This is a genomic window from Acinetobacter lanii (genome assembly GCF_011578285.1).
Lineage (GTDB): Bacteria > Pseudomonadota > Gammaproteobacteria > Pseudomonadales > Moraxellaceae > Acinetobacter > Acinetobacter lanii.
Genome location: NZ_CP049916.1, coordinates 3,021,033 through 3,044,037, shown reverse-complemented (window position 1 = coordinate 3,044,037; position 23,005 = coordinate 3,021,033). Strand labels below are relative to the sequence as shown.

Sequence of the window (23,005 nt, the reverse complement as noted above, 5' to 3'; positions counted from 1 at the left end):
GGGATTTAAAAATGAGTATGCGCTTATGCATCTTATTTTTAATGATGCTATTAACTTTATCAATTTCATCTGTAAGCATGGCAGAGACCGCCACTGCTACAGCGGATGATGTTGAAGATGTCATTATCGCAAAGAAAATCATACAGCCGAATCAACAAACACAGCCAAACCCAAATCATTCAGCATCTGCCCAACCGCAGCCTGAAAGCTTAAATGTTGAAAATGATCTGGCGGAGGGGGAATCCATCCGCCAATTGCCGACATTAAATGCTCCGGTGATTGATCAAGCCAATGTTTTGTCGAGTGCTGAAAAATTACAGCTAGATGCCAAAATTCGTGCTTTGCATGCACAAGGCAAAACGCAAATTGGGGTGATTATTGTTCCGACGACGGGTCAAGAAAGTATTTTTGATTTTGCCATGCGTTCTGCAGAGCAATGGAAGTTGGGTTCGGCCAAGCAAGACAATGGTTTACTGATTGCTGTAGCGGTGAATGATCATCGATTACACATTGCGACAGGGTATGGCTTAGAAGGCGTGATTCCAGACATCATTGCAAGTCGTATTATTCGTGATCAAATCACGCCTTATTTTAAGCAGAACCAATATGGTCAAGGCTTAATTTCAGGGGTGACTGAAATTGAACGTATTTTAAATCAAGACCCAGAAACAGCACAAAAGGCTGCTGAAGAACTCAAAGAACGTCAAGCACAAGCCTTACAAGAGCAACAAGCCAAAGAAAAAACCTTCAGTACGGTGTTGTTTATTCTGATTGCAGGGATTATTGGTTCTTTCATTATTGGAAACCGACTCAGTGCTTCAGTGGCAGGTGCAACCGCAGTAGGTGCAGGACTGATGTATGGCTCAGGCATTGTGATGAGCTTAATGCTCGGCTTCGGGGTGTTCTTTTTATTGTTTACTTCTATTGCCCAACTGATCTTCCGTGCATTTTTATCAGGTGCAGGCCGTGGTGGAGGCGGCGGTGGCTTTGGTGGTGGCGGTGGTTATAGTGGCGGCGGTGGCGGCTTTGGTGGGGGAGGAGCATCAGGCTCATGGTAACAACAACCGATACAACAGAAATTATTACTGAACCAAAACTTCAGGAACAGGTACAACCGAGTTTTAAGCGTTGGCTCAAGCATTTCTTTTATATGCCAGCATCAAAACGCTATTTTACTAAACAAGATCAGTTTGCCATTGCACAAGCGGTCAAGTCGGCTGAAGAAGGGCATGTCGGTGAAATTCAGGTGGTGATCGAAGGCTATATTCCTTGCGGGCAAGCCTACCATCAAGATACCCGCTTACGCGCACAGCAACTCTTTGCTGAACTTGGAGTATGGGACACTGAACAAAACAGTGGGGTGCTTTTGTACTTAAACTTATGCGAACAAAAAGTGGAAATTGTGATTGATCGGGGGATTAATCAAGCCACAGAACAACAAGAATGGCAAAATATCTGTCAGCAGATGGTCGGTGAGCTAAAAAATAAAAAATATCGGGAAGCCGTGATTCAAGGGGTGACAGAAATTGGCACTATTCTAAATCTTTACTATGATCATAAATTTGAAGATCAAGCCAATGAACTCAAAAACTCACCAATTATATTGAATTAGGAAAAGGTATAAAGTGACAAAAAATGTCACTTTTTTACTAAAAATTACCTTTAAATACAATTAGAAAAATAAAACTTGTATTGCGTCACATTAAACCTAAAATGAGCTTAAGTTAATTGGTAATGTATTTTTAATTTAACTGCCAGTTATATAAACGCTTTTAAAAAAGCAATAAACATAAAAGATTGGAGAAATGTTATGAACGCTCAAAAGGGTTTTACATTAATTGAGTTAATGATCGTTGTTGCGATTATTGGTATTTTGGCTGCAGTTGCGATTCCTGCGTATCAAAACTATACAGTGCGTGCAAAAGTCACTGAACTTGTTACAGCTGGTTCTGCAGCAAAAGCTGAAATTAGCGAAGGTTTCCAAAGCGGTGGAATCGTTGGCATGAATGGGGCTGTTGGCAGCATCAATGCTGCTACAGTAGCAAGTAAATATGTAGAAAGTGTAAAAGCTACAGCAGACACAGGTGTAATTACAGTAACCTCTTCTGAAGATGGTAGCTTACCGACTGAGGCTCAAAAGAAAACAATTAACTTGGTTCCTTATATTACAACTGGCGGTGAAGATGGCGCTACAGCACAGTTAACAGCTACTACTGTAAGCGATGGCGAGTCGCTTCAATGGGCATGTGCTTCTGCTGGAACAGCAACTGCAGTAGGTCGTGGTTTAACTGCTAATAGTGTTGTTGGTACTATGCCAGCGAAATATGTTCCATCTGAATGTAAATAATTTTAAGTTTAAAAAAGAGTGCTTTTGCACTCTTTTTTATTTTTATAGCACTAATGTTTCGTTTAATGAGGATGACCTTCTGTGTCGAAACGTCTAAAGTTTGCCTGTAAACATTTTTTGATATCAGCATTAATTGGGACTTTAACCGCTTTATTAATTTATTATGTTTGGTATCCTTATCCGTTGAATATTGCTGTAGGTGTTGATCAAATATTTTTAATGTTTATCGGTATTGATATTATTATCGGGCCGATATTAGGATTTTTAGTCTATAAAGAATCAAAAAAAAACTTGAAATTTGATCTATTTATTGTTGTTTTATTTCAGTTCTCAGCCTTTATTTTTGGTTTAATTTCCTTAGAAAAAGCAAGACCCGCATGGATTGTTTTTAACTTAAACCAGTTTGAACTCATTTTAAAAAATGAAATAATTTTACCTGCGAATAAATCAAACTTAAAATATAAAGAAAGTTCATGGTTTGGACCACAATGGGTATCCACGACTCCAGCGAAAAATATCACACAAAAAAATAATGATATTTTTGATGCTGTGTTTAATCATGTATCAACTGCGCAAAAAGTTGAGAGATATACGGATATCAGGCATGCGAAATCGACGATTATAAATAAATCAATTGCCATTAAAGAGTTATCTAGATTTAATGAAGATGTATCGATCTTACAAACGATTCCTGAAGCAACAAAGTACTTACCTCTGAAATCTAAACTAGTGGATATGACAGTGCTACTAGATGAAAATGGCAATGCTATTAAAATTGTTAATCTTAGACCGTGGTAGAGCTAGCTTTTTCGCTCAAATACAAAGCACAGTGTATAATTTCTAAAATTCCTATTTCCTAATTTTATGAAAGCATTTTTCGCGCTTCTCGCAGTGATGAGTTTCGTCTTGTCACTGCTCTTACCCTACCACCGCTCCCCATGGCCCACTTTCGGCTCTGAAATTCTGACCATAGTCTCAGCATCATTTTTGCTGTTAGCCCTTTATAAAACCAAAATAAAAATTGCTCGTCCGCAACTGATCATTTTGCCTATCGTTCTAATTCCAATTGTACAGTTTGCTTTAGGACAGATCATTTATTTCAGTAATTTTATCTTGAGCCTGACCTATATCGTAATGTTTTGGCTCATGATTGTGGCAGGGTATTCGCTCTCATTAAACGATAATAAAAGAGAAGATCTCTTTAAAAAATTGAGCACTGTGATGCTTGTGGTGGGTTTTGTTTCAGGCATCATTGCGATTTTACAGTGGTTAAACTTAAGTCAGTATTTTTCACCACTGATGTACCCTCTGAAAAGTAGTCGTCCTTATGCCAATATGGCACAACCGAATAATTTGGCAACACTACTGATCATGTCTTTGCTCGCATGTTTATATCTTTTTGAAAAACGGGTGCTTAAAAATATCGTACTCATTCCGATTGCTCTGATCATTCTCTTTGGTGTTGTCTTGGCACAGTCAAGAACCACCATTTTGGTCGCACCTTTTATCGTGCTGTATTACGTCATTAAGACTTGGAAGCAGCCGGTACGTTTTAACACGATCAAATTACTCACCTGGTTTGGTCTATTTGTTGGGCTAGCCTATAGTCTTTCCACTTTAAGTGCATGGGTAGCACAAATCAGTGGTCATGGTGCAAGTACCATTATTTCTACAGCAGACCGTGTAGCGAAGGGCAGTGGAGATATTCGCCTCGAGATGTGGAAGCAAATGTGGGTTGCGATTCAGCAACAGCCATGGTTTGGCTATGGTTGGAATCAGACAGGGTTTGCACAGTACATGGTCTTTGATGCTTACCAAGTGCCACTCTGGTACAAGAGCGCACATAACATGCTGCTTGACCTATTGGTTTGGAACGGTATTCCAATCGGCAGTTTGATTATTCTGTATGTGATCGCTTGGCTGTATTGGCTGAATAAAGGCGTGAAAGACACGGTATCCATCGTCGCAACGCTGATGGTCTGTGCCATATTGATACATGGCATGCTTGAGTTTCCACTGCATTATGCTTACTTTTTGTTGCCAGCAGGTTTTTTGCTTGGCATTATACAAGCACAATATCGCAATTTACCAAGCCTACAAATCAGCTCAAAAATCACCAGTATTATTGCGATTTTATGCATCGTGGGTTGTGGGATCACAGTACGTGATTATCTATTGTATAAACAACAAAGTGCGATTGCGAGTCAAGAACATGCGCTGTCTAGCCAACAGCAACAGGTGATGAATCAACAGATTATTTTACTGACTCAATTTAAAGAACGAGTGTGGTGGATTGATTTAGACCCGAAAACCAAAATGACAGATGAGCAATTGGTGCATGTAGGTCGTATGGTGGCAAATTTAGCTTCTAAATATGACTTGTATAAATATGCGCAAGTCCTCGCCTTTAACGGTAAAAAGCAAGAAGCAGAACATCAACTGTGGATTCTAGAAAAACTTCATGGTCAAAAGAATAGTTATGATGGTTTATTCAAAGATTAATTTTGGTAGATGTTAAAACATAAAAAATCCCTCAAATGGAGGGATTTTTTATATCAAATATTTGGCTTTATTAGATTTGGCTTTGAATATAGTTTTCGATCCCGACATTCTCAATCAAATCGAGTTGAGTCGTGGTCCAGTCCCAATACTCTTCTTCTTTCTCCAGAATTTCTTGAACCAAATCACGTGTTACGTAGTCGAGCTGTTGTTCTGCAAGCGCGACTGCTTTTTGTAGTGCCTCAATATTTTCTTTAACTTTACGTACATCACAATTCAGTACTTCAGCCGTGTGTTGACCGATATACAATTTACCCAAATGTTGTAAATTCGGTAAACCTTCTAAAAATAAAATACGTTCAATGATTTTATCGGCATGCTTCATTTGGCGAATCGATTCTTTATATTCAGCAGAACCCAATTTCTCAATGCCCCAATCATTAAACATACGAGAGTGTAAGAAGTATTGGTTAATCGCGGTCAAATGATGATAAAGCACTTGATTGAGTTGATTGATCACGTCACGGTTGCCTTTCATTGTCATGCTCCAAATCTGTTTTTTGCCTTTCAAATAAGGCGATCCTAAGCACTATCTTACCTGAATCATGGCAAAACTGACGAGTGATTTATTGAACGGCAAATGAAAATCGCAATCAAATACAATTAAGGGATTTAACCCGACTAAGTGCTTAAATAAAAGAAAAAATAAGAATAAAAAAATATCCCCGCTTTGAGTCTGAGCGGGGGGAGTAACTGGATTAAACCTATTATTATGTATGAATGCTTAAAAAAGCCATTTAGAGGGTAAAAAGTTATGCAGCGATGGAGATGCGTGCAGCGATTTGAGCTAACTCTTCATTGATAATGCTTTTTGCTTCAGGTGCACATCGACCACAACATGTGCCTAAGTCTAATAATTCGCGTACTTCACGGTAGGATTCAGCGCCATTTGCCATAGCATCTTTAATATCTTGATCGGTAATCCCGCGACATAAACAAACGTACATAAGAGCTTTAAACCACAAAGTAAATGCGATAGTTGATATTATTGATAATTATTATCGTTTGTCAATGACATTCATTTAAAATTCGATTTAAGCCGATTGAGTTTTTTAATTAAAAAAGACCACCTAAGCGGAAAAATGAGTTTTGCTCAAACTTGCGCATTCGGTGGTCTGATTAATTATCTAGCTATCTATTTGATAGTAAAGTAATTCAATGAATGGATTATTTTGAGATGATCACAACGCCATCCATTTCAACCAATGCGCCTTTTGGCAAGCTTGCCACACCTAAGGCTGCACGAGCTGGGTAAGGTTGAGCAAAATACTCGCCCATAATTTGGTTGACCAATTGGAAATGGGACAGGTCAGTCAGGAAAATATTGAGTTTTGCGATATCTGCTAAGCTTCCACCGGCTGCTTCACATACTGCTTTAAGGTTGTCAAATACACGACGAATTTGAGCTTCGATTCCTTCAACCAATTCCATGCTATATGGGTCTAAACCAATTTGACCAGAAAGATAAAGTGTATCGTTTACTAAAATTGCTTGAGAGTAAGTACCAATTGCAGCAGGTGCATTTTCAGTATGAATCACTTGGCGGGACATCGATTTCTCCTTTATTTCATCTCATTTCATCATAAAGGATGAGATCGCATCGTGAAAGTCATATTAGAGAAAAACTTTTAGCCCGCTTTTGAGACTTCTTCAACCGTGAGCGGCATTGCCATACGTGAGATGCGCGGGAAACCAAATTGCATCCGCAGTTCTCGAATGATTTTGGCAATTTGCTTACGATTATTCACCACGATATTGAGATAGGTTTTTTGCTCGTGTTTACGTACATTTTCAATGCCGATCTTAGATTTACGACAAATATAAATCATTTCAGAGACTTGTTCATCATCGAGTAAAAGGTCAATGCTGAGGAAAGCATTGAAGTTGATTTCATCATCTTCTTCGCTCGACCAATGTAAAGCCATAATATTTTCGGGATGAAGATTTTGCTCATGTAGTAAGTTGTGACAACGTGCACGATGCACGATCAAACCACGACGCGATAAATGCCCTTGAATCGGGTCACCAAATACAGGGTTACAACAATGTGCATATTTTACATCAATGCCGTCTGTGCCCAAAATTAGGCGATTAGATACTACACTTTGCTCATTCTGATCTTGAGCAAATAAGTGGTTTGCCACCAATTGCGGAAGTAAGTCACCTACCGCAATTTGTTCAAATAGACGATCTTTAGTTGGAATATGACGCCATTGTAACAGCTCAATCCAATCATCTTCAGACAAGTCTTTAATTGAAAGATTAAACAATTTTAAAGCACGATTTAAGGCTTGCTGTCCGACCAAACGCTGTTCTTCAATATCTTGATCTTTTAAAATATTTTGAATGGAGCGACGGGCTTTTTGGGTGTTAATGAAACTAAGCCAATCTGGGTTTGGAGAGGCGAGAACATCGGTAATCACTTCCACCACTTGACCGCTCATAAGTGGGGTAGAAAGCGGTTTGGTTTCCCCATTCACTTTGGCACCGACTGCATGATTGCCCAAGAACAAACTGGCAGAGTAGGCAAAATCAACCGCGGTTGCTCCCTGTGGAAGTTCATGCAACTGACCATGTGGGGTATACACCCAAATTTTTTCTTGATGTAAATAATCCAATAAATCGCTAAAGGTAGTTTTGGCACAATCGCCACCGACCAAAGTATTTAAGTTTTGCATCGAGGCTTGAATGGCAGAGCGGCAGGCTTGCGGTGCATTTTCTCCCAGCACCACACCAAAACGTGCCGCTTTACGCATCAGTTCGGTTTGAATGGTTAAAGACAGCGTGGTCTTTTCACCTTTTAAACGCAACATTAAAGACTGGTTGCCTCCCGGAAGCGGGCGACGAATATGATCTTGATAACTGAGGACTTGGAAATTTTCTTTTAAAATGTCGACCAAACGATCACAGTCGGCAATGCTTTGTAAAATAATTTCAAAGGCGTGGCTATGGGTGAGTTCTTGTAAGTCGATTTCATTTTTAACAAAGTGGCGAAGCAGTTCAATATTGTTGTTTTTCTTTTTGATTCGACCTGGAACACTATATGCGGTTAGTAAGTTGGTAAGCTTCTGTTCCCACGTGGATTGATATTTGCAACGTTCAGGTTTGGTTTGTAACAGGGCTTCTTGCACATCGTTAAACATATCCAGGTCAAGGTTTTGATAACACAGATGTTCTAAGTTATCACCCATTTCATTCATACCAACTAGACGCGCCATCGGTACAAAAATATCAAAAGTTTCTTGGGCAATACGCGCGCGCTTATCTGGACGCAAAGCTTCCAGTGTGGTCATGTTATGGTAGCGATCTGCCAATTTAATAATAATGACACGAGGATCTTGTAAGGTCGCTTGCAGAATTTTTCGGAATGAAGCGGCTTTATTATATTCTTTATCGCTTGAATGACTGAGTTTGGTCACACCATCAACCAGTTCGGAAACGGTGATGCCAAATTTGCCAGCGATGTCTTCTTTATTAAAGTCAGTGTCTTCAATCACGTCATGCAACAAGGCAGCCATTAAGGTTTCTGCATCGAGTCGCATATGTGCAAGGATACATGTCACCGCAATCGGGTGAAGAATATAGGGTTCACCGCTTTTACGGGTAATGCCATCATGCGCAATGTCAGCATAATCACAAGCCACAAGCACCCGCTCGACATCAGATTCTGCTAAATATGCGTCGATAATCGCTTTCAATTGTTGCTTGGCTTGGCTGACCATTGGGCCTGGCATATGACACCTTTAGATGTTGCTCAATTTACAGAAAAAACCATCGGCTTTGTTTAAAAAAGCATATCGTTTAATGTGTAAATTTTCTAATAAAAAAACAATTATTTTTTTTAACAAATTTTTCGATTTTTGTCGAATCATTCTCTAAAAATAAAGAATAAAAAAGCCTAGTATGTAAACTAGGCTTTTTTAAAACAGTTCAAACTTATTGGAAAGAAAAACCATCTAAGTTTAAGCTGTTTGCAGAAAGTGCAAGATCCAAGCTTGACGTTTGGTAATCTTGATCACGTTGTTTAAGAATATCTTTGCTGACATGACCTTCAGCGATTTCACGTAAAGCGACAACAGTCGGTTTGTCGTTATCCCACTCTACAGTTGGTTCGATACCTTGACGAGCCAGTTGACGCGCGCGCTTGCTTGCCACTAGTACAAGCTCAAAGCGGTTGTCTACATGGTCTAAACAATCTTCAACGGTTACGCGTGCCATAAGACTTCTCAGTAATAAAATTTATTTCAATAGACTGCGCAGTATAAATTGCTTCGCCTATAGACTCAAGTTTAATCACGCTTTCGGTGTGATTAATTTTTGAATCAACTCTTGATGACGTACGGCCTGTTGTGCCAAAGACAAACGATTGGCGTTAATCACAGACTCTAAATCATGCAACGCTTTATTAAAATCATCATTTAAAATGATGTAATCAAAGTTTACATATTGTTGCATATCTTCGACCGCACAGCTCAAACGATGTTCAATCACTTCGACTGAGTCGGTGCCTCGATTTGACAAACGTTGGCGCAAATCGAACTGTGTTGGCGGTAAGATAAAAATTTGTTTAGATTCAGGAAAAAGTTTACGAACCTGTTCAGCACCTTGCCAATCAATTTCCAGTAAAACGTCGTGACCTTTGGAAAGTTGCTTCTGCACTGTTTCTTGAGAGGTACCATAGTAGTTACCAAATACTTCAGCGTATTCAATAAAACCACCTTGTTGCACTTGCTCTAAGAATGTGTCTTTGCTGGTAAAATGATAGTGAACACCTTCAAGTTCACCTGGACGTTGTCCACGTGTCGTATGCGACACAGAAACGTGTAAGTTGCTTACGCGCTCAAGTAGGGCTTTAACTAATGATGTTTTGCCTGTTCCAGATGCAGCTGAAACGACAAACAAGAGACCCGACATGATATTTTTCCTGATATGATAAAATATCTTCTCTATTTTAGAGCAGACGAGTTTTAAACTAAATAGCAATTCGCATTTAGTTTGCAAATTTATTGTATATCGTCCATTCAAATGAAGTGAACTGAGGATCTTATGGAAATTGTATTGGCCAACCCCCGTGGTTTTTGTGCAGGTGTAGACCGTGCCATTGCGATTGTCAATCGTGCGCTTGAATGCTTCAATCCACCGATCTATGTTCGCCATGAGGTGGTACATAATAAATTTGTGGTCGATGATTTACGTCAGCGTGGCGCGATTTTTGTCGATGAGCTGGATGAAGTGCCGGATGATAATATTGTGATTTTTAGCGCCCATGGGGTATCGAAAGCGGTTCAACAAGAAGCTGCGCGTCGTGGCTTAAAAGTCTTTGATGCGACCTGTCCATTGGTGACCAAAGTGCATATTGAAGTGACCAAATATGCCCGTGAAGGCACTGAAGCGATTTTAATTGGTCATGAAGGGCACCCTGAAGTGGAAGGCACCATGGGTCAATATGATAAAAAGAATGGTGGTGATATTTATTTGGTGGAAGATGAACAAGATGTCGAAAATCTTGTGGTCAATAATCCTGAGAAATTGGCTTTTGTCACTCAAACCACCTTGTCGATTGATGATACCGCTAAAGTGATCGATGCACTGCGGAGCAAGTTCCCGCATATTCAAGGCCCGCGTAAAGATGATATTTGCTATGCAACGCAAAATCGTCAAGATGCAGTACGCGATTTATCCAATCAATGTGATGTAGTGTTGGTGGTGGGTTCGCCAAATTCATCTAATTCAAACCGTCTACGTGAATTGGCTGAACGCATGGGTAAACAAGCGCACTTGGTCGATAATGCCGATGAGTTGCAACTGTCTTGGTTTGAAAATGTTGAAAAAGTGGGTGTAACAGCAGGTGCTTCTGCCCCAGAAATTTTGATTAAACAAGTGTTACAGCGTCTTCAAGATTGGGGTGCCAATGTACCTAAAGAGCTTGATGGTCGCGAAGAAAATATTACTTTTAGTTTACCGAAAGAATTACGGATTAATGTAATCCAAGCTTAATCTGGAAAGACTTTAAAAGCCGAGGCCAACGCCTTGGCTTTTTTATTATCAAAGTTAAATTTAAGCAGCAATGAAACGTTACTTTTTTCGTATTTTTTCAACTTTTTATATTGGCTCGAGCATCTTTAGAAAATTGTTAGATATTTTATTTCACGGAATCTTTTAAAATCTAAGTGTTTAATAATGAAATATAAAAAATTTTAAACGAACTTCTAGAGATGGCTTAATGACCTTGTTTTAATTTTTCTTAAAAAATAAAAAAAGGTGAAAAGTAAACCAAATCTTAATGATTTATAAATAAATTTAACAAATGATTACACAAAAACAATGATTAGTGTTAACTGTATCCCGTTTATCTGCTGTTTAAGACGCTTTATCAAGACTGAATTGATTTGATCTGATTGCCAAGTATATTGTTTTTATAAAATAAAAATTCAGAAGAATATGAAGATGAATTCAATAAATCGGGGTTTTACACTGATTGAACTGATGGTCACGATCAGTATCTTGGCTATTATTTCAGTCATCGCAATGCCCAATTTTAATAGTCAAATCTCAAAAATTCAGTTTAATCATGAAACTAAAGATGTACTCGCACTTATGGCCGAGGCAAGAACACAAGCGATTATTTTAAAAAAAGACGTCACATTGAATTTCAATAAATCAGATAACGATGAGACAACAACAACCCATTTTTTTTGGGATGCCAAAAAGGCTGAAATAAAGTCACCGAGTAGTATTCAATTCGATATGTTGGGGCGTTTAAAGACACGTCCAACAAATGGTTGTATTGCTATTACTCATAAATCAGACAACGCCTTAAAAAAAGTATTAACGGTCAGTGTTTTAGGGGGAGTCGATGCGATTAAGGAGAACGCTTCATGCTAGATCAAAGAGGGGTAGGTTTAGTTGAAGTTCTGGTTGCCTTATTGCTGTTGGCTATAGCGGTATTGGGATATGTTGCTTTGCAATATAAAGCCTTAGATGCCACTGAAGAAGGAGCTTCAAGAGTCGAGGCAGTGTCTTTAGCACGAGACTTAGCAGAAAGAATACGCGTCAATCGGACCGCTTTTAATACCTATAAAACACAATTGGCTGACCCTCAAAGCCAAGCTCGTTCTGAAACCGATTGTGACTCAGCAAAATGCAATCAAACAGCTATGGCTGACTTCGATGTGGCACAAGTGGTGACTAAGGCGCAAGCCTTGGGGATGTCTATGAACATCATGAAATGCCCAAATAACACCAACGATTTACAATGTATCTATGTGGCTTGGGGGGATACCAGTGCAACCAATGGCGAAGGCACTGGCGATTGTACACATGATAATGCTTACAATAATAATTCAACATGCCTGATTATGGAGGCATATTGAGGATGAAACATAATGCTGGATTTACCTTAATTGAGTTGATGCTTGCCTTAGCATTAGGTTTATTGGTTTCGGCTGCAGCGATATTAATGCTGATGACGGGGCAAAAAAGCTATTCAATGCAACAAGGTCTTGCCAACTTACAGGATAACGCTAACTTTGGTTTGAACTACATCACTAAAGATATTCGATTGGCGAACTTAAATACGCAAAAATCAGTGATTAATGATGAAACAGCATATGGTGGCATTGTTTTAACCTCTTCTGAAAATGCCACGATGGATGTTAAGGATGAGATTTCAACACCTTTAAGTAATTTATATCAAACCATTACAGGAGCAACGGCTTCAGTCAATTTGCTTTCTAGAAGTCATGGTGCAGCTGAGCAAGGGAGTGCTCCTGAATGGACAGGTAAATCGAATGTTAAAGATGCCTCGAGTTCAACTGATGTGTTAAGTGATCAATTGGTGATTCAATATTTACCACAATATCAACTAGATGATAAAGGCACTGCAAATCAGAACGATGATGAGTTGATTGGTGGATTTGATTGTGAAGGCAATAGCTTAAATTTCCCTTTACTTAAACGAGACGAAGGTGATTTTGGTGAACAAGTTGTAGTTCAACGCTATTTTTTAAGAACCAGTAATAAACAATCTAATGAGCCTAATGATGCTCTGGCATTGGCATGTGATGCGGGCTACTACTCAAAATCTGGCGAGCCAACAGCCATTAATAATTATGGGGATGCTGGTGAAGTGATTATGAGTCGTGTGGATCATTTTCATTTTCTGTTAAGTATTCAACATCATGACAATACACGTCAGTATATCTCTGTAGACGAATATATGAAATTGGCCAGTCCTCGACCGAGAATCATTGCGGTTCAACTGGGGATCCTTGCTCGGTCATTGGATACTGTAGGTCGAGAGCAGGTGATCAAAAATGACCAAAATTTCAAAGTTCTAGATCAAAATGTCGTCATAAAAACAGACCCAGAAGTCACAACAAAATATATAAGACGTGTTATCACACAAAATGTTGCTTTAAGAAATGCAATTGGGGAGCGCGGAAAATGATGTTTAAACAGAAAGGCGCAACCTTAATTGTGGTGTTATTCGTACTGTTGATTCTAACGGTGATTGGAACATTGGCAATGAGACAAAGTTCAATGGTGCTCAATATTGCAACCAGCAGTCAAGCCCAACAGCTACTCAATCAAAGCTCAGATGCTACTTTTTTCAATGTAGAAAATACAGAAAATTTTGTACAGAGTTTAAGCACGAGTGGTATGTTTGGTTATATTAATAATGACCATGATATTGATAAAGAATTAGTTTTTTGTTTTAGAGGGGATCAAAAGGAATTCTTTAAATTAGGCAAAGCCTCTTTAATTGAGTGGGAACCGGGTAAGCAAGCACCAACCAATGCTTCTATTGGTAAAGATGGATATTGTGATGCAAATAATACTGGATCAAATTTCTTTACCAGTATGCGTAAAGTAGTCATGACCCAAGTTTCTGTGAAATTTTCTACATCCGGTCGTAATGAACCTTTTAGTGATCGACAACGAGGTTCAGATCCAAAACAAAGTAAAGTCGAAGAAGCAAAACGCGTAAAAATTTTTGCTGTTTCTTTGATCCCGAGTTTGTACAGTGGTGATCGAACAAAACTGAATACCTGTTTGCAAGAAAGAATGAGTGAAGTGAGCATTCCTCAGGGGACTACGGTTTCAGCCTCATCCGTTACAAGAAAAAATGTGAACCAATGCCTTACAGAACTGAACGTTCCTTTTACAACACATGTCACTGAATACACCATTACTCAAGAGTTTTCTTAATGGGGAAGAATATGAAAAAAAAATTAACTTTAGAATCGATGACTAGACTTTTACCCCGCCAAGTCTTAGTTGCGAGTATGAGTGCTATTTTATCTGGTTTAGTTTTAACCAGTGCTGTACAAGCCAGTGATATTGAAATCTACCAAAAAGCCAAAGAGGGCGATCGTACGCTGATGTTTTTGCTGGACGTTTCAACATCCATGGATCGATCTGTAGATACAGTTAGTGGATCCGGGTATGCCTGTGATTTACCGAAGGGGGTTACAGATACAGGATTGGGAATTACCAATACCGTTAATATTACACATGGCAAAGATAATAAATTTGTCACATCGATGAATCGAGTGCACTGTCTAGGAAGTGACCAAAAACAATATTATGATCGAATAACACGTGTTAAAGATGCAATGATTGATGTGCTATTAGGGAATACCCAAAAAAAAATTACGGCATTAGATGGTAAATATATTATAGGGCTATCAACATTAGGTCATTCCAAAGGGGGGGCGGGTGTGGTAGTCGTGCCTGCACGTCCTCTTAACGAAATTATTGATGCAACATCAGGCAAAACTCAACGTGATTTGATGGTTGAGGAGGTAGCAAAACTTAAAGGTGTTTCTGCAACACCTACAGCCCGCTCTTTTGCAGAAGTTGCAGCGTATTTGTTAGGTACAAATACGAATTCAAATATATTGATGCGCAAATATTATCAGAGTATGGGGAATAGGAAATTAGATGGAAGTGATCCATGGTCTTGTAAATCTCCATTAACCAATACTGCGAATGATTATAGAACCTATAAAGCGACAGACGGTGCTTTAGCAGGTCAGAACATTGATATTGCATGGTGTCAAGATGGACCAAACAGTAGTTGGAACCCACAAGCATCTTCTTATAATCCGCCTCTGGTTAGATTATCTGATTACGCTTCGTCAGGACGCGAACTTTGGTTCGATCCAACTGAAAGACAGCGCAACGCCATTGATGTAATCTCAGGATTTGCTTACTCCACCGATACTGCAAAAGTTACAGATAAATCAAGGTATTCAAATCCTAGTTCTATTAATAAACAATTAGATTACGAGGATTCTGATAAAGCTTGTCATGGACAAGCCATCTATATGCTTACAGATGGAGAGCCGAATAATGGTTCGGATAGTTCTTATGTGATCAGATCAGCTCTTGGGAATAAAGCCTCAGAATTAATGTGTACTGATAGTGATTCAGGCAGTGATTGTAGTTTAAAGCTAGCTGAGATTTTAGTTGACGCCTCGCGTAATCCAGCGAAAGTTTCATTTAAGACGGCGATGGTCGGTTTTGGTAATGATTTCAATGGAATACCGTCCTCTGTTACTACTGAGCAAGAAGTAGATGCTGTCACAGGCGTAAGTGCAAGTGTAAAAAATGCAGCTAAGCTGGGTATTAGAGGTAAAGGCGGATGGTATTCAGGCAGTAAATCAGAAGATATTGTTAATAGTATTCAAGCGCTTATCGATTCGATTTCTGCAGATATTCCATCTGTAACCACAGGCTCACCGACGGTCGCAAAAGACTCACTCAACCCGTCTGTTCTACAGTCAACCGCCTACTATCCTCAATTTCAGCCGACCCCTGATAAAAGCTATCAAACGTGGATTGGAAATCTTAAAAAATACGATATTAATGATAATGGTCAATTAATCGATAAAAATAAAAATACAATTTTAGATACCCATGGAAATCTAATAGATCATTTTGATTTATGGTCTACATCCATCAGCCCAAGTGCCGCAGATGGTGACGAAAATACTATCGGGAGCAGAAAATTTGCCTTAAAGGGTGGTGTTTGGTCGCAGCTTAAATTAAAGCTGAATGATAAAAATACAGAAAATCGTAAAGTCCTCACCAATCGAATTGTTGATTCAAAAGATGCAGCTCAATTTAAAGGGGGAACGACACTCCGACAAATACGCGTAAGTGACTTAAATGCTCTAGATTCAGCATATAAAGCTGATCCTAGCCGAGCTCATTTAATTTCATTATTGGGCTATAGCGTAGACCCAACAAATTTGAACAATATAAACTTGAGTCAACCGAATCCTGAACTTAGGCAGATTGGTGCGGTGATGCATTCGTCTCCCTTGCTGCTGACCAATAAGGGTGAAGTTGTCTATGACTATGATCAACAGTTGATTACGACAAAACAACGTGAAGATTATATTTTATTTGGTTCAACCCAAGGTCTTTTACATGTGGTTGATGCTGAGACTGGTGAAGAAAAATTTGCCTTTGTTCCGAATGAAATGGTTGAAAATCAGAAAGAGGCATTTCTTAAATCTGATTTAACCACTGGTGGTTTGGATAAACTTTTTTATGGAATTGATGGCCCTTGGACGTCCTATACTGAATATGTCATTGCAACAGATGGTAGTTTAACGGTAGCGAAGGGTAAAGAAAATAAGTCAGGTAAACAGCATGTTTATGGTGGTTTAAGGATGGGTGGGCGCAGCTATTATGCACTTGATTTACAAAATATGAATGCCCCAAAATTGATGTTCCATATTTCACCTGCAGATAAAAAAGTTTATTACAACGGTAGTAGTAAAACTTTTAATGAGCTGCACTATATGGGACAGAGTTGGTCTAAACCTACCATTGCTTGGGTGAAGTGGGGCAATTCACGTAAACGTGTTATGTTCGTGGGTGGCGGCTATGATGCAGGTGGCGTAGATGGGGATGCTCGTGATAGTTTCGGAAACAAGCTTGCTTATGCGGGTTATGAAAATCCGAACTATAACCCGACACTTGCGCAAGGTGCTGGTGTGTATATGTTTGATGCCGAAAATGGTGATTTGCTGTGGTGGACAAGTGCATCTGCTGTTACGAGTTCAAAAGAAGCCAATTCAGGTGTGATTGGTACCGAGAGTCCAAATTTAAAATACAGTGTGGTCAGTGAGATTCGAACGGAAGATCGCAATAGTGACGGCTTAACAGATCATCTTTATTTTGGTGATTTAGGTGGGCAAGTCTTTAGAATAGATTTGAATAATCAAGCTGGCACACTTGGCGCATTTGTTCAGAATGTTCACACGCTATTGGATTTACATGATGGGGCTAAAAGTCCACGCTTTTATGAAATGCCAGCTTTCTCCATTTATGATGAAGCAGGTAAAAGTTTTGCAGTAGTTTCGATCGGCAGTGGTAACCGTAGTCTACCTATGCAAGAGTATTCAACGAGTTCGAGCTATGACTACGATGCAATTTATAATATTTACGATAAAGATGTCACCGCAAGTGGTTTATATACGCAAGGCTATACCTTAAAAACCATCTTGAGAAAAACAGATCTTAATGAAATTACTCAAGAAAATCGTATTGATGATACAACTTCAGTTGCTCCTTATACGGCAAATGGTTGGTATTACAAATTTAAAAATGGCACAGCTATACAAAGTGCAAAAGTGATTTCTTCGCCGGTTGTAGCCAATTATAGATTATATGTGTCAATTTTCGATTCAAGTAAAGCGGGGATTGGTGGGCAGTGTGGTGCGGGCATTAAAGGTGAAAGTTTCCTAAATACTTTCTGCATGCCATATGGTCAGTGTAAAAAATATGCAACGCCAGTGGGCGAAGAACCTAATCAGAACAACAATGAAGTTGAATGTACAACCGGAGATGGTTGTTCAATCGGGGCAGGTTTGCAAGCCACTGCAGTGGTACCAACCAAATGTGTAGGAGAGTCCTGCACAGATGTAGGTGGTGCTAACCCTACTACCAGTTCACAAGATAACGGTAATTATTGTTTATCGGCGGGTCAAATAGGACTAACCCATAAAACAGGTGTAACAGGCAAAGTAGATTCAAAAATGTGTTTAATCCCACAACGCTGGTATCAAGCATTTAAGTAGAGTCTAGATATGAAAAATAACAATGAATTTTCTAAAGGCTTTACGCTGATTGAGTTAATGGTTGTGGTCGTTATTCTTGCAATTTTAGCTGCGATTGCAATTCCGAGCTATCAAACCTATATCCGTAGGAACAGCGAAGCCACAGCAAGACAAATGATGCAAGATATTGCGACAAATCTCGAGCGTCATAAGTCAAGAAACTTTAACTATTTGGGCTTTAGTATTAATACCGATCAAACTGTATTGCCTAAAGGCGCAACGGGTACGGAAATAAAATATGAGATATCCGTCTATGATGGTGACAATAACGCCGTTTCCTTGAAAGATTCGACTGCAACAGGACACAGTTGGGTGATGAGAGCAGTAGCAACTGACCCACAATTACACAGTTATGTAATGAATAGCAAAGATTTAAAATGTAAAAAGAAAGGAACAACAATTGCATTAGATTGTGCTGGGGCTGAGCAATGGTAAAAATAATAAAAGGATTTACATTGATTGAATTGATGATTGTGGTGGCTGTAATTGGTATTTTGGCGGCGATTGCTTATCCCTCATATCAACAATATGTGGTTAAAACCAAAAGGGTAGAAGCTCAAACGGAGCTTGTTGAGCTCTCAGGCACACTACAACGTTATAAAATTGCTAATTTTAGTTTTTTAAAAAATTTAGGTGGAACACGGGTTCCTATAGAGTTATCAGATGTTGGTCATTCCACTCAAATTCCTGCTAGTGGAGATTCGCTATACAGCGTGACATTGTCTGATGTAACACAAAATAGTTGGACTCTAACGGCAATACCGATGACCAATACGATTCAGGCGGGAAATGGTGTATTGAAATTAAATAATAAGGGCGAAAAATGTTGGGTTAAGGCTCAAACGACTTGCACACTTTCAGCCACATCGAACTGGGATGGGAAATGATATTAGGGCATTTATCTTTTCATTTTGGTTGATATTAAATTGCCAGCTTTTTATTGAACATCTGAGATTTGATGCCAAGTTAATATAGCTAGATTAAAGTTCTAGGTTATATTTAAAAACACTTAAATCACTGATATTAAATGTTTTAATTTAAAAAAAGTAGCTCTAAGTTTGCGTTTGGCTATACATAGGGTTTCTGATAAATCATTTGAAAAGCTTTTAGGGTGATGGCCGGGATGCATATAAATAAGCCTAGGGCGTGTTCTCATTTCAAAGAATGATGGTGTAAGCATAATTCGATCAGTGTAAAATCTACTTCTTATTCATTTTATTGATATTTTCAACATGAACCGTACCGGGTTTGTCGGAGACCAACTTTCTTGAGAGAATGTCCCAATGACAAAACCAAAATATACCCCTGAAATCAGAGAAAGAGCGGTTCAATTATTGATTGAATCTGAAAAAGATTATCCTTCTACTTGGGCTGCAATCACAGCAATTGCACCTAAGATTGGCTGTACTCCTGAAACACTACGTTCCTGGCATCAGAAGTATTTGAATCAACAGAATCCAATCAAAGTACAGCAGCTTTCAGACCAAGAACGCATTAAACAACTTGAACGCGAAAATAAAGAACTGCAACGAGCCAATGAAATTCTACGCAAAGCAGCCGCTTTTTTCGCCCAGGCGGAGCTCGACCGCCCACACAAATAATGGTGGATTTTATCCATAATAATAAAGAGCTGTACGGAGTCGAGGCGATTTGTAGAATTTTACCTATCGCACCTTCAACCTATTACCGAACTTTAGACCTCGCGGACAATCCAGAACATCGAGCGAAACGAGATTTACATGACTTGCATCATGCTGAACAAATTAAACGAATTTGGAAGGAAAGTTCAGGTCGATATGGTGTACGTAAAGTTTGGCAAAAACTGAAACGTGAAGGCTATATTATTGCGCGCTGTACAGTTGCTCGATTGATGCAAAAGCTAGGTATACAAGGTGTTTGGCGAGGTAAGAATAAACAAACGACCCGTAGCCGGGATGATCAAAAACGAGCAGATGACTTGGTGAAACGCAATTTTAGTGCTGATCAGCCTGACCAGCTGTGGGTCGCTGACTTCACGTATATTCAAACAAATTCAGGCTGGGTCTATACCGCCTTTATTATTGATGTGTTCTCACGAGCAATTGTTGGATGGAAAGTATCAACACGTATGAATACAGACATGGTGCTCGATGCACTGGAGCAAGCATTGCATGATCGAGGCATGCCAAAGAACGTGATTCATCATAGTGACAGAGGCGTGCAATATCTTTCCATTCGTTATACCAATCGTTTAGAAGCAGCAAATTTACGAGCATCAGTCGGTACGACCGGTGATTCATACGATAATGCTTTGGCTGAAACGATGAATGGCTTATACAAAACAGAGGTGATTGAATATTTAAAAGCAGATTGGCAAGGTTTAGCGGATGTACAACTTGCGACACTAAATTGGGTAGATTGGTTCAATAAAGAACGTGTACATAGTGCACTGGGTTATGTATCACCTTTTGATTTTGAAGTAATCTACTATGATAAGATTAACCCGTTAGGTCAGGTGGCCTAACTTAAATAAAAAGTCTCCGACAAACCCGGTACGGTTCAATCGTAGATGCCACAGAAATCCCAATACAAAGACCTAAAAAAACAGAAGAAAAGCTATAGTGGGAAGAAGAAGGCACATACTTTCAAAGTACAGGCCATCATTCATTATAGAACTCAGCAAGTTCTGAGTTTATGCACAAGTCGTGGTGCTGTACATGATTTCGAACTTTTCAAGCGAAACTTGCATCAGATTCCGGCAGGTGCCTTTATCCTTGCAGATAAAGGCTATCAAGGGATTTATGCAGTATATCCGAATAGCTTATTGCCTCTAAAAGCAAAGAAGCACTGCAAACTAGATCCCGAGCTAAAAATTTACAATCAAGAAATCAATAAAAGAAGAATTGGAATTGAGCATGTATTTGGCAGTTTGAAAACCTTTAAAATCCTTGCTGAGCGATATCGTAATCGAGGCAAAAGACTAGGCTTAAGATTCAATTTAATTGCTGGAATCTACAACATGGAACTGAGTGAAAAATGACTTATGAAAGAGCTCTATTAATTGTTCTAATTTAAAAACAAAGTAGTTCTAATTTTAAGTTTGGCTCTATTTAAACATTAGTGGTGAATAGCCACCGATTTCGTAGACACCCTTTAGTTAGATAAAATGGCTAATTAACGAGGTGCTTATGAGCAGTAAACGATATCCTGAAGAATTCAAAATTGAAGCAGTAAAACAATTCACTGAGAAAGGTCATAGTGTGGCTGAAGTTGCTGCACGGTAAGCGTCCGCTGAATCCCATGCCTATTTTTTAATTTTGGTCGGATTTCCAGCGGTGTGGCAGTAATTCTTCTATTTGGGTGACTTTATGCGTCGGCAGCCTTTTCAGCACATCACTTAAATAGGCATACGGATCCAGTCCATTCAGCTTTGCTGACTGGATTAAAGTCATGATATTGGCAGCTCGTTGGCCGCTGCGCAGCGAGCCAGCAAACAGCCAGTTCTTACGTCCCAACGCCCAGGGGCGCATCTGATTTTCAATCCAGTTATTATCTATAGGCAAATTGCCATCATCCAGATAGCGGCAGAGTGCCTGCCAACGTTTTAGGCTGTAATTGATCGCCTTGGCAGTTGGAGAACTCGATGGCACCGCCAGATAATGTTGGCTGAGCCATTCATACAGTTGTTGCATCACCGTTTGGCTATGCTGTTGCCGGTATTCGCGGCGATGTTCTGCTGTACCATCGGTCTTTTTCCTGAGTTCTGCTTCTATGGCATACAGTTTCTGAATCAGCACTAATGCCTGTTCAGCGATCTGACTTTTCCCGGTCACATACAGTTCATGGAATTTACGACGTGCATGTGCCATGCAGCCCACCTCAATGACCTGGCCTGATTTAAAGCGTGCTTTATAACCACTGTAATCATCACAGACCAGATGACCCTGCCAGCCATTCAGGAACGCTTCAGCATGCTGACCTGAACGACTATCCTGAAAGTCATAGATCACTGCCTGAACTGGATTGTACTGTGTAGTGGCATAGGCCCAGACATAACCTTTCTTCGGTTTTTTCTCATCATCACCCATCCGCATGATGGTGACCGGCGTTTCATCGGCATGGATCACCCGCTGTTGCAGCACCACCTGTTTTAAGGCATTGGCCAGAGGTTCCAGTTCCACACCGCAGCGACCAATCCAGTCAGATAAAGTAGATCTGGACAGATCAATGCCCGCCCGCTGATAGATCAGGCGCTGACGGTACAGCGGCAAATGATCGGCATACTTCGATACCAGCACATGGCTGAGCAATTCAGGTGAAGCAATGCCTTTATCAATCACATAGGCAGGCATCGCTTGCTGAGTCAGAGTGTCGCACTGATCACAGACCCATTTGCCACGGACATGCTGTTCCTTGTAGAACTGTGCCGGTCTGAAATGCAGTTTTTCACTGATATCTTCGCCGATACGACGTAACTGGCAGCCACAACTGCATTGGGTTGATGCAGGTTCATGCTCAATACGGATGGTGTGTAGATGATCTGGCAGCAGTCGACGTTTAGGTTTGTTGACTGTGGCTTTCTGTGTCACTGCATCGGTTTTATCTGCATTTAATCGTTCTAATTCTAGATCAACGCGCTGCGATATCTTCTTCGACCGCTTCGTCCCATAGATGGATTTGTTTTGCGGTAAGATGTTCGTTTTTACTGCCGAATTTATGATTTTTAAACAGCGCCAGTTCATGCTCGTATTTTTGATTGAGAATAGAAAGATGCTGAACTTTGGCATCCAATTGCTGGTTTGATTTTTCTAATTCTTGATTTGATTGTGCCAGAGACTTATGCTGCATCGCCAACTGCCGGGTAAATTCCAGCAGTTGTTCATGGGTGAGTTGGCTTAAATCAGGCAGCATTTTCATGACCGCAGTATGCCTGAGGTCATGACGCAGAGGAAATAGAACGTTTGGAGAATAGCAGAATGTAGCA

Annotated in this window: 21 protein-coding genes, 2 pseudogenes and 1 other annotated feature; of the genes and pseudogenes, 16 read left to right on the top strand and 7 right to left on the bottom strand. The window is 39.7% G+C overall.

The window, feature by feature from the left end; all coding sequences use genetic code 11:
• The first annotated feature begins 41 nt into the window (after positions 1-41).
• The 5 genes from G8D99_RS13865 (at position 42) to G8D99_RS13845 (ending at position 4,849) form a co-directional block, all read left to right on the top strand.
• Positions 42-1,058 carry a TPM domain-containing protein gene (locus G8D99_RS13865; RefSeq protein ID WP_166327791.1) on the top strand — a complete coding sequence of 339 codons (1,017 nt, stop codon included), beginning with the start codon at positions 42-44 and terminating at the stop codon, positions 1,056-1,058.
• The gene (locus G8D99_RS13860) at positions 1,052-1,612 is read left to right on the top strand and encodes a TPM domain-containing protein (protein ID WP_166326885.1); all 561 of its coding nucleotides are present in this window, start codon (positions 1,052-1,054) and stop codon (positions 1,610-1,612) included. The genes G8D99_RS13865 and G8D99_RS13860 overlap by 7 nt, the downstream gene beginning before the upstream one ends.
• Before the next feature lie 198 nt (positions 1,613-1,810).
• Complete coding sequence (locus G8D99_RS13855; protein ID WP_166326883.1) at positions 1,811-2,347, top strand: pilin; 537 nt, start codon at positions 1,811-1,813, stop codon at positions 2,345-2,347.
• Positions 2,348-2,428: 81 nt separating this feature from the next.
• Positions 2,429-3,145, top strand: a complete 717-nt coding sequence (gene tfpZ / locus G8D99_RS13850) for a TfpX/TfpZ family type IV pilin accessory protein (RefSeq protein ID WP_166326881.1) — start codon at positions 2,429-2,431, stop codon at positions 3,143-3,145.
• Positions 3,146-3,211: 66 nt separating this feature from the next.
• Positions 3,212-4,849 carry a PglL family O-oligosaccharyltransferase gene (locus tag G8D99_RS13845; protein WP_166326879.1) on the top strand — a complete coding sequence of 546 codons (1,638 nt, stop codon included), beginning with the start codon at positions 3,212-3,214 and terminating at the stop codon, positions 4,847-4,849.
• A 70-nt stretch (positions 4,850-4,919) separates the two neighbouring features.
• On the opposite strand, the gene bfr is transcribed toward G8D99_RS13845, so the two are convergent.
• The 6 genes from bfr to gmk form a co-directional block, all read right to left on the bottom strand.
• Positions 4,920-5,384, bottom strand: coding sequence for a heteropolymeric bacterioferritin subunit Bfr (bfr, locus tag G8D99_RS13840; protein ID WP_166326877.1), 465 nt, complete (start codon positions 5,382-5,384; stop codon positions 4,920-4,922).
• Positions 5,385-5,658: 274 nt separating this feature from the next.
• Positions 5,659-5,853 carry a bacterioferritin-associated ferredoxin gene (locus tag G8D99_RS13835; RefSeq protein WP_166326875.1) on the bottom strand — a complete coding sequence of 65 codons (195 nt, stop codon included), beginning with the start codon at positions 5,851-5,853 and terminating at the stop codon, positions 5,659-5,661.
• Positions 5,854-6,073: 220 nt separating this feature from the next.
• A complete protein-coding gene (locus G8D99_RS13830) occupies positions 6,074-6,457 on the bottom strand; it encodes a RidA family protein (protein WP_166326873.1) in 384 nt (127 codons plus the stop codon).
• A gap of 77 nt (positions 6,458-6,534) precedes the next feature.
• Positions 6,535-8,640 (bottom strand): RelA/SpoT family protein, encoded by a 2,106-nt coding sequence (locus tag G8D99_RS13825; RefSeq protein WP_166326871.1) that lies wholly within the window; start codon positions 8,638-8,640, stop codon positions 6,535-6,537.
• A 202-nt stretch (positions 8,641-8,842) separates the two neighbouring features.
• Positions 8,843-9,124: a DNA-directed RNA polymerase subunit omega gene (gene rpoZ / locus G8D99_RS13820; protein WP_166326869.1), complete on the bottom strand. Its 282-nt coding sequence runs from the start codon at positions 9,122-9,124 to the stop codon at positions 8,843-8,845.
• A gap of 75 nt (positions 9,125-9,199) precedes the next feature.
• Positions 9,200-9,820 (bottom strand): guanylate kinase, encoded by a 621-nt coding sequence (gene gmk, locus G8D99_RS13815; protein WP_166326867.1) that lies wholly within the window; start codon positions 9,818-9,820, stop codon positions 9,200-9,202.
• A gap of 132 nt (positions 9,821-9,952) precedes the next feature.
• Between gmk and ispH the strand changes: the two genes are divergently transcribed.
• The 11 genes and pseudogenes from ispH to G8D99_RS13760 all read left to right on the top strand — a co-directional run.
• Complete coding sequence (ispH, locus tag G8D99_RS13810; RefSeq protein ID WP_166326865.1) at positions 9,953-10,903, top strand: 4-hydroxy-3-methylbut-2-enyl diphosphate reductase; 951 nt, start codon at positions 9,953-9,955, stop codon at positions 10,901-10,903.
• 450 nt (positions 10,904-11,353) lie between these two features.
• Positions 11,354-11,791 (top strand): pilus assembly FimT family protein, encoded by a 438-nt coding sequence (locus tag G8D99_RS13805; protein WP_166326863.1) that lies wholly within the window; start codon positions 11,354-11,356, stop codon positions 11,789-11,791.
• The gene (pilV, locus tag G8D99_RS13800) at positions 11,785-12,279 is read left to right on the top strand and encodes a type IV pilus modification protein PilV (RefSeq protein WP_166326861.1); all 495 of its coding nucleotides are present in this window, start codon (positions 11,785-11,787) and stop codon (positions 12,277-12,279) included. The genes G8D99_RS13805 and pilV overlap by 7 nt, the downstream gene beginning before the upstream one ends.
• Positions 12,280-12,281: 2 nt before the next feature.
• Positions 12,282-13,355, top strand: coding sequence for a PilW family protein (locus G8D99_RS13795; protein ID WP_166326859.1), 1,074 nt, complete (start codon positions 12,282-12,284; stop codon positions 13,353-13,355).
• On the top strand, positions 13,352-14,116 hold the full coding sequence (locus tag G8D99_RS13790) for a pilus assembly PilX family protein (protein WP_171522767.1): 765 nt from the start codon (positions 13,352-13,354) through the stop codon (positions 14,114-14,116). Before G8D99_RS13795 ends, G8D99_RS13790 begins: the two co-directional genes overlap by 4 nt.
• A gap of 11 nt (positions 14,117-14,127) precedes the next feature.
• Positions 14,128-18,003, top strand: a complete 3,876-nt coding sequence (locus tag G8D99_RS13785) for a pilus assembly protein (protein ID WP_227554331.1) — start codon at positions 14,128-14,130, stop codon at positions 18,001-18,003.
• A 9-nt stretch (positions 18,004-18,012) separates the two neighbouring features.
• Entirely contained in the window at positions 18,013-18,477 is a 465-nt protein-coding gene (locus G8D99_RS13780) for a type IV pilin protein (protein WP_166326857.1), read from the top strand.
• A complete protein-coding gene (locus G8D99_RS13775; protein WP_166326855.1) occupies positions 18,471-18,929 on the top strand; it encodes a type IV pilin protein in 459 nt (152 codons plus the stop codon). Before G8D99_RS13780 ends, G8D99_RS13775 begins: the two co-directional genes overlap by 7 nt.
• A gap of 396 nt (positions 18,930-19,325) precedes the next feature.
• A protein-coding gene (locus tag G8D99_RS13770) for an IS3 family transposase (RefSeq protein ID WP_166323496.1) occupies positions 19,326-20,545 on the top strand; the annotation gives its coding sequence in 2 pieces (ribosomal slippage) (positions 19,326-19,602 and positions 19,602-20,545; 1,221 coding nt in all).
• Positions 19,601-19,717 (top strand) — a sequence feature (AL1L pseudoknot). (Overlaps the previous gene by 117 nt.)
• A gap of 45 nt (positions 20,546-20,590) precedes the next feature.
• The gene (locus G8D99_RS13765) at positions 20,591-21,061 is read left to right on the top strand and encodes a transposase family protein (RefSeq protein ID WP_166326853.1); all 471 of its coding nucleotides are present in this window, start codon (positions 20,591-20,593) and stop codon (positions 21,059-21,061) included.
• A gap of 148 nt (positions 21,062-21,209) precedes the next feature.
• Positions 21,210-21,302, top strand: a pseudogene (locus G8D99_RS13760) (transposase); the annotation flags it as partial.
• Positions 21,303-21,332: 30 nt separating this feature from the next.
• Here G8D99_RS13760 and tnpC read toward each other — a convergent pair.
• Positions 21,333-22,938 (bottom strand): annotated as a pseudogene (gene tnpC / locus G8D99_RS13755) (IS66 family transposase).
• Positions 22,939-23,005: the final 67 nt, after the last annotated feature.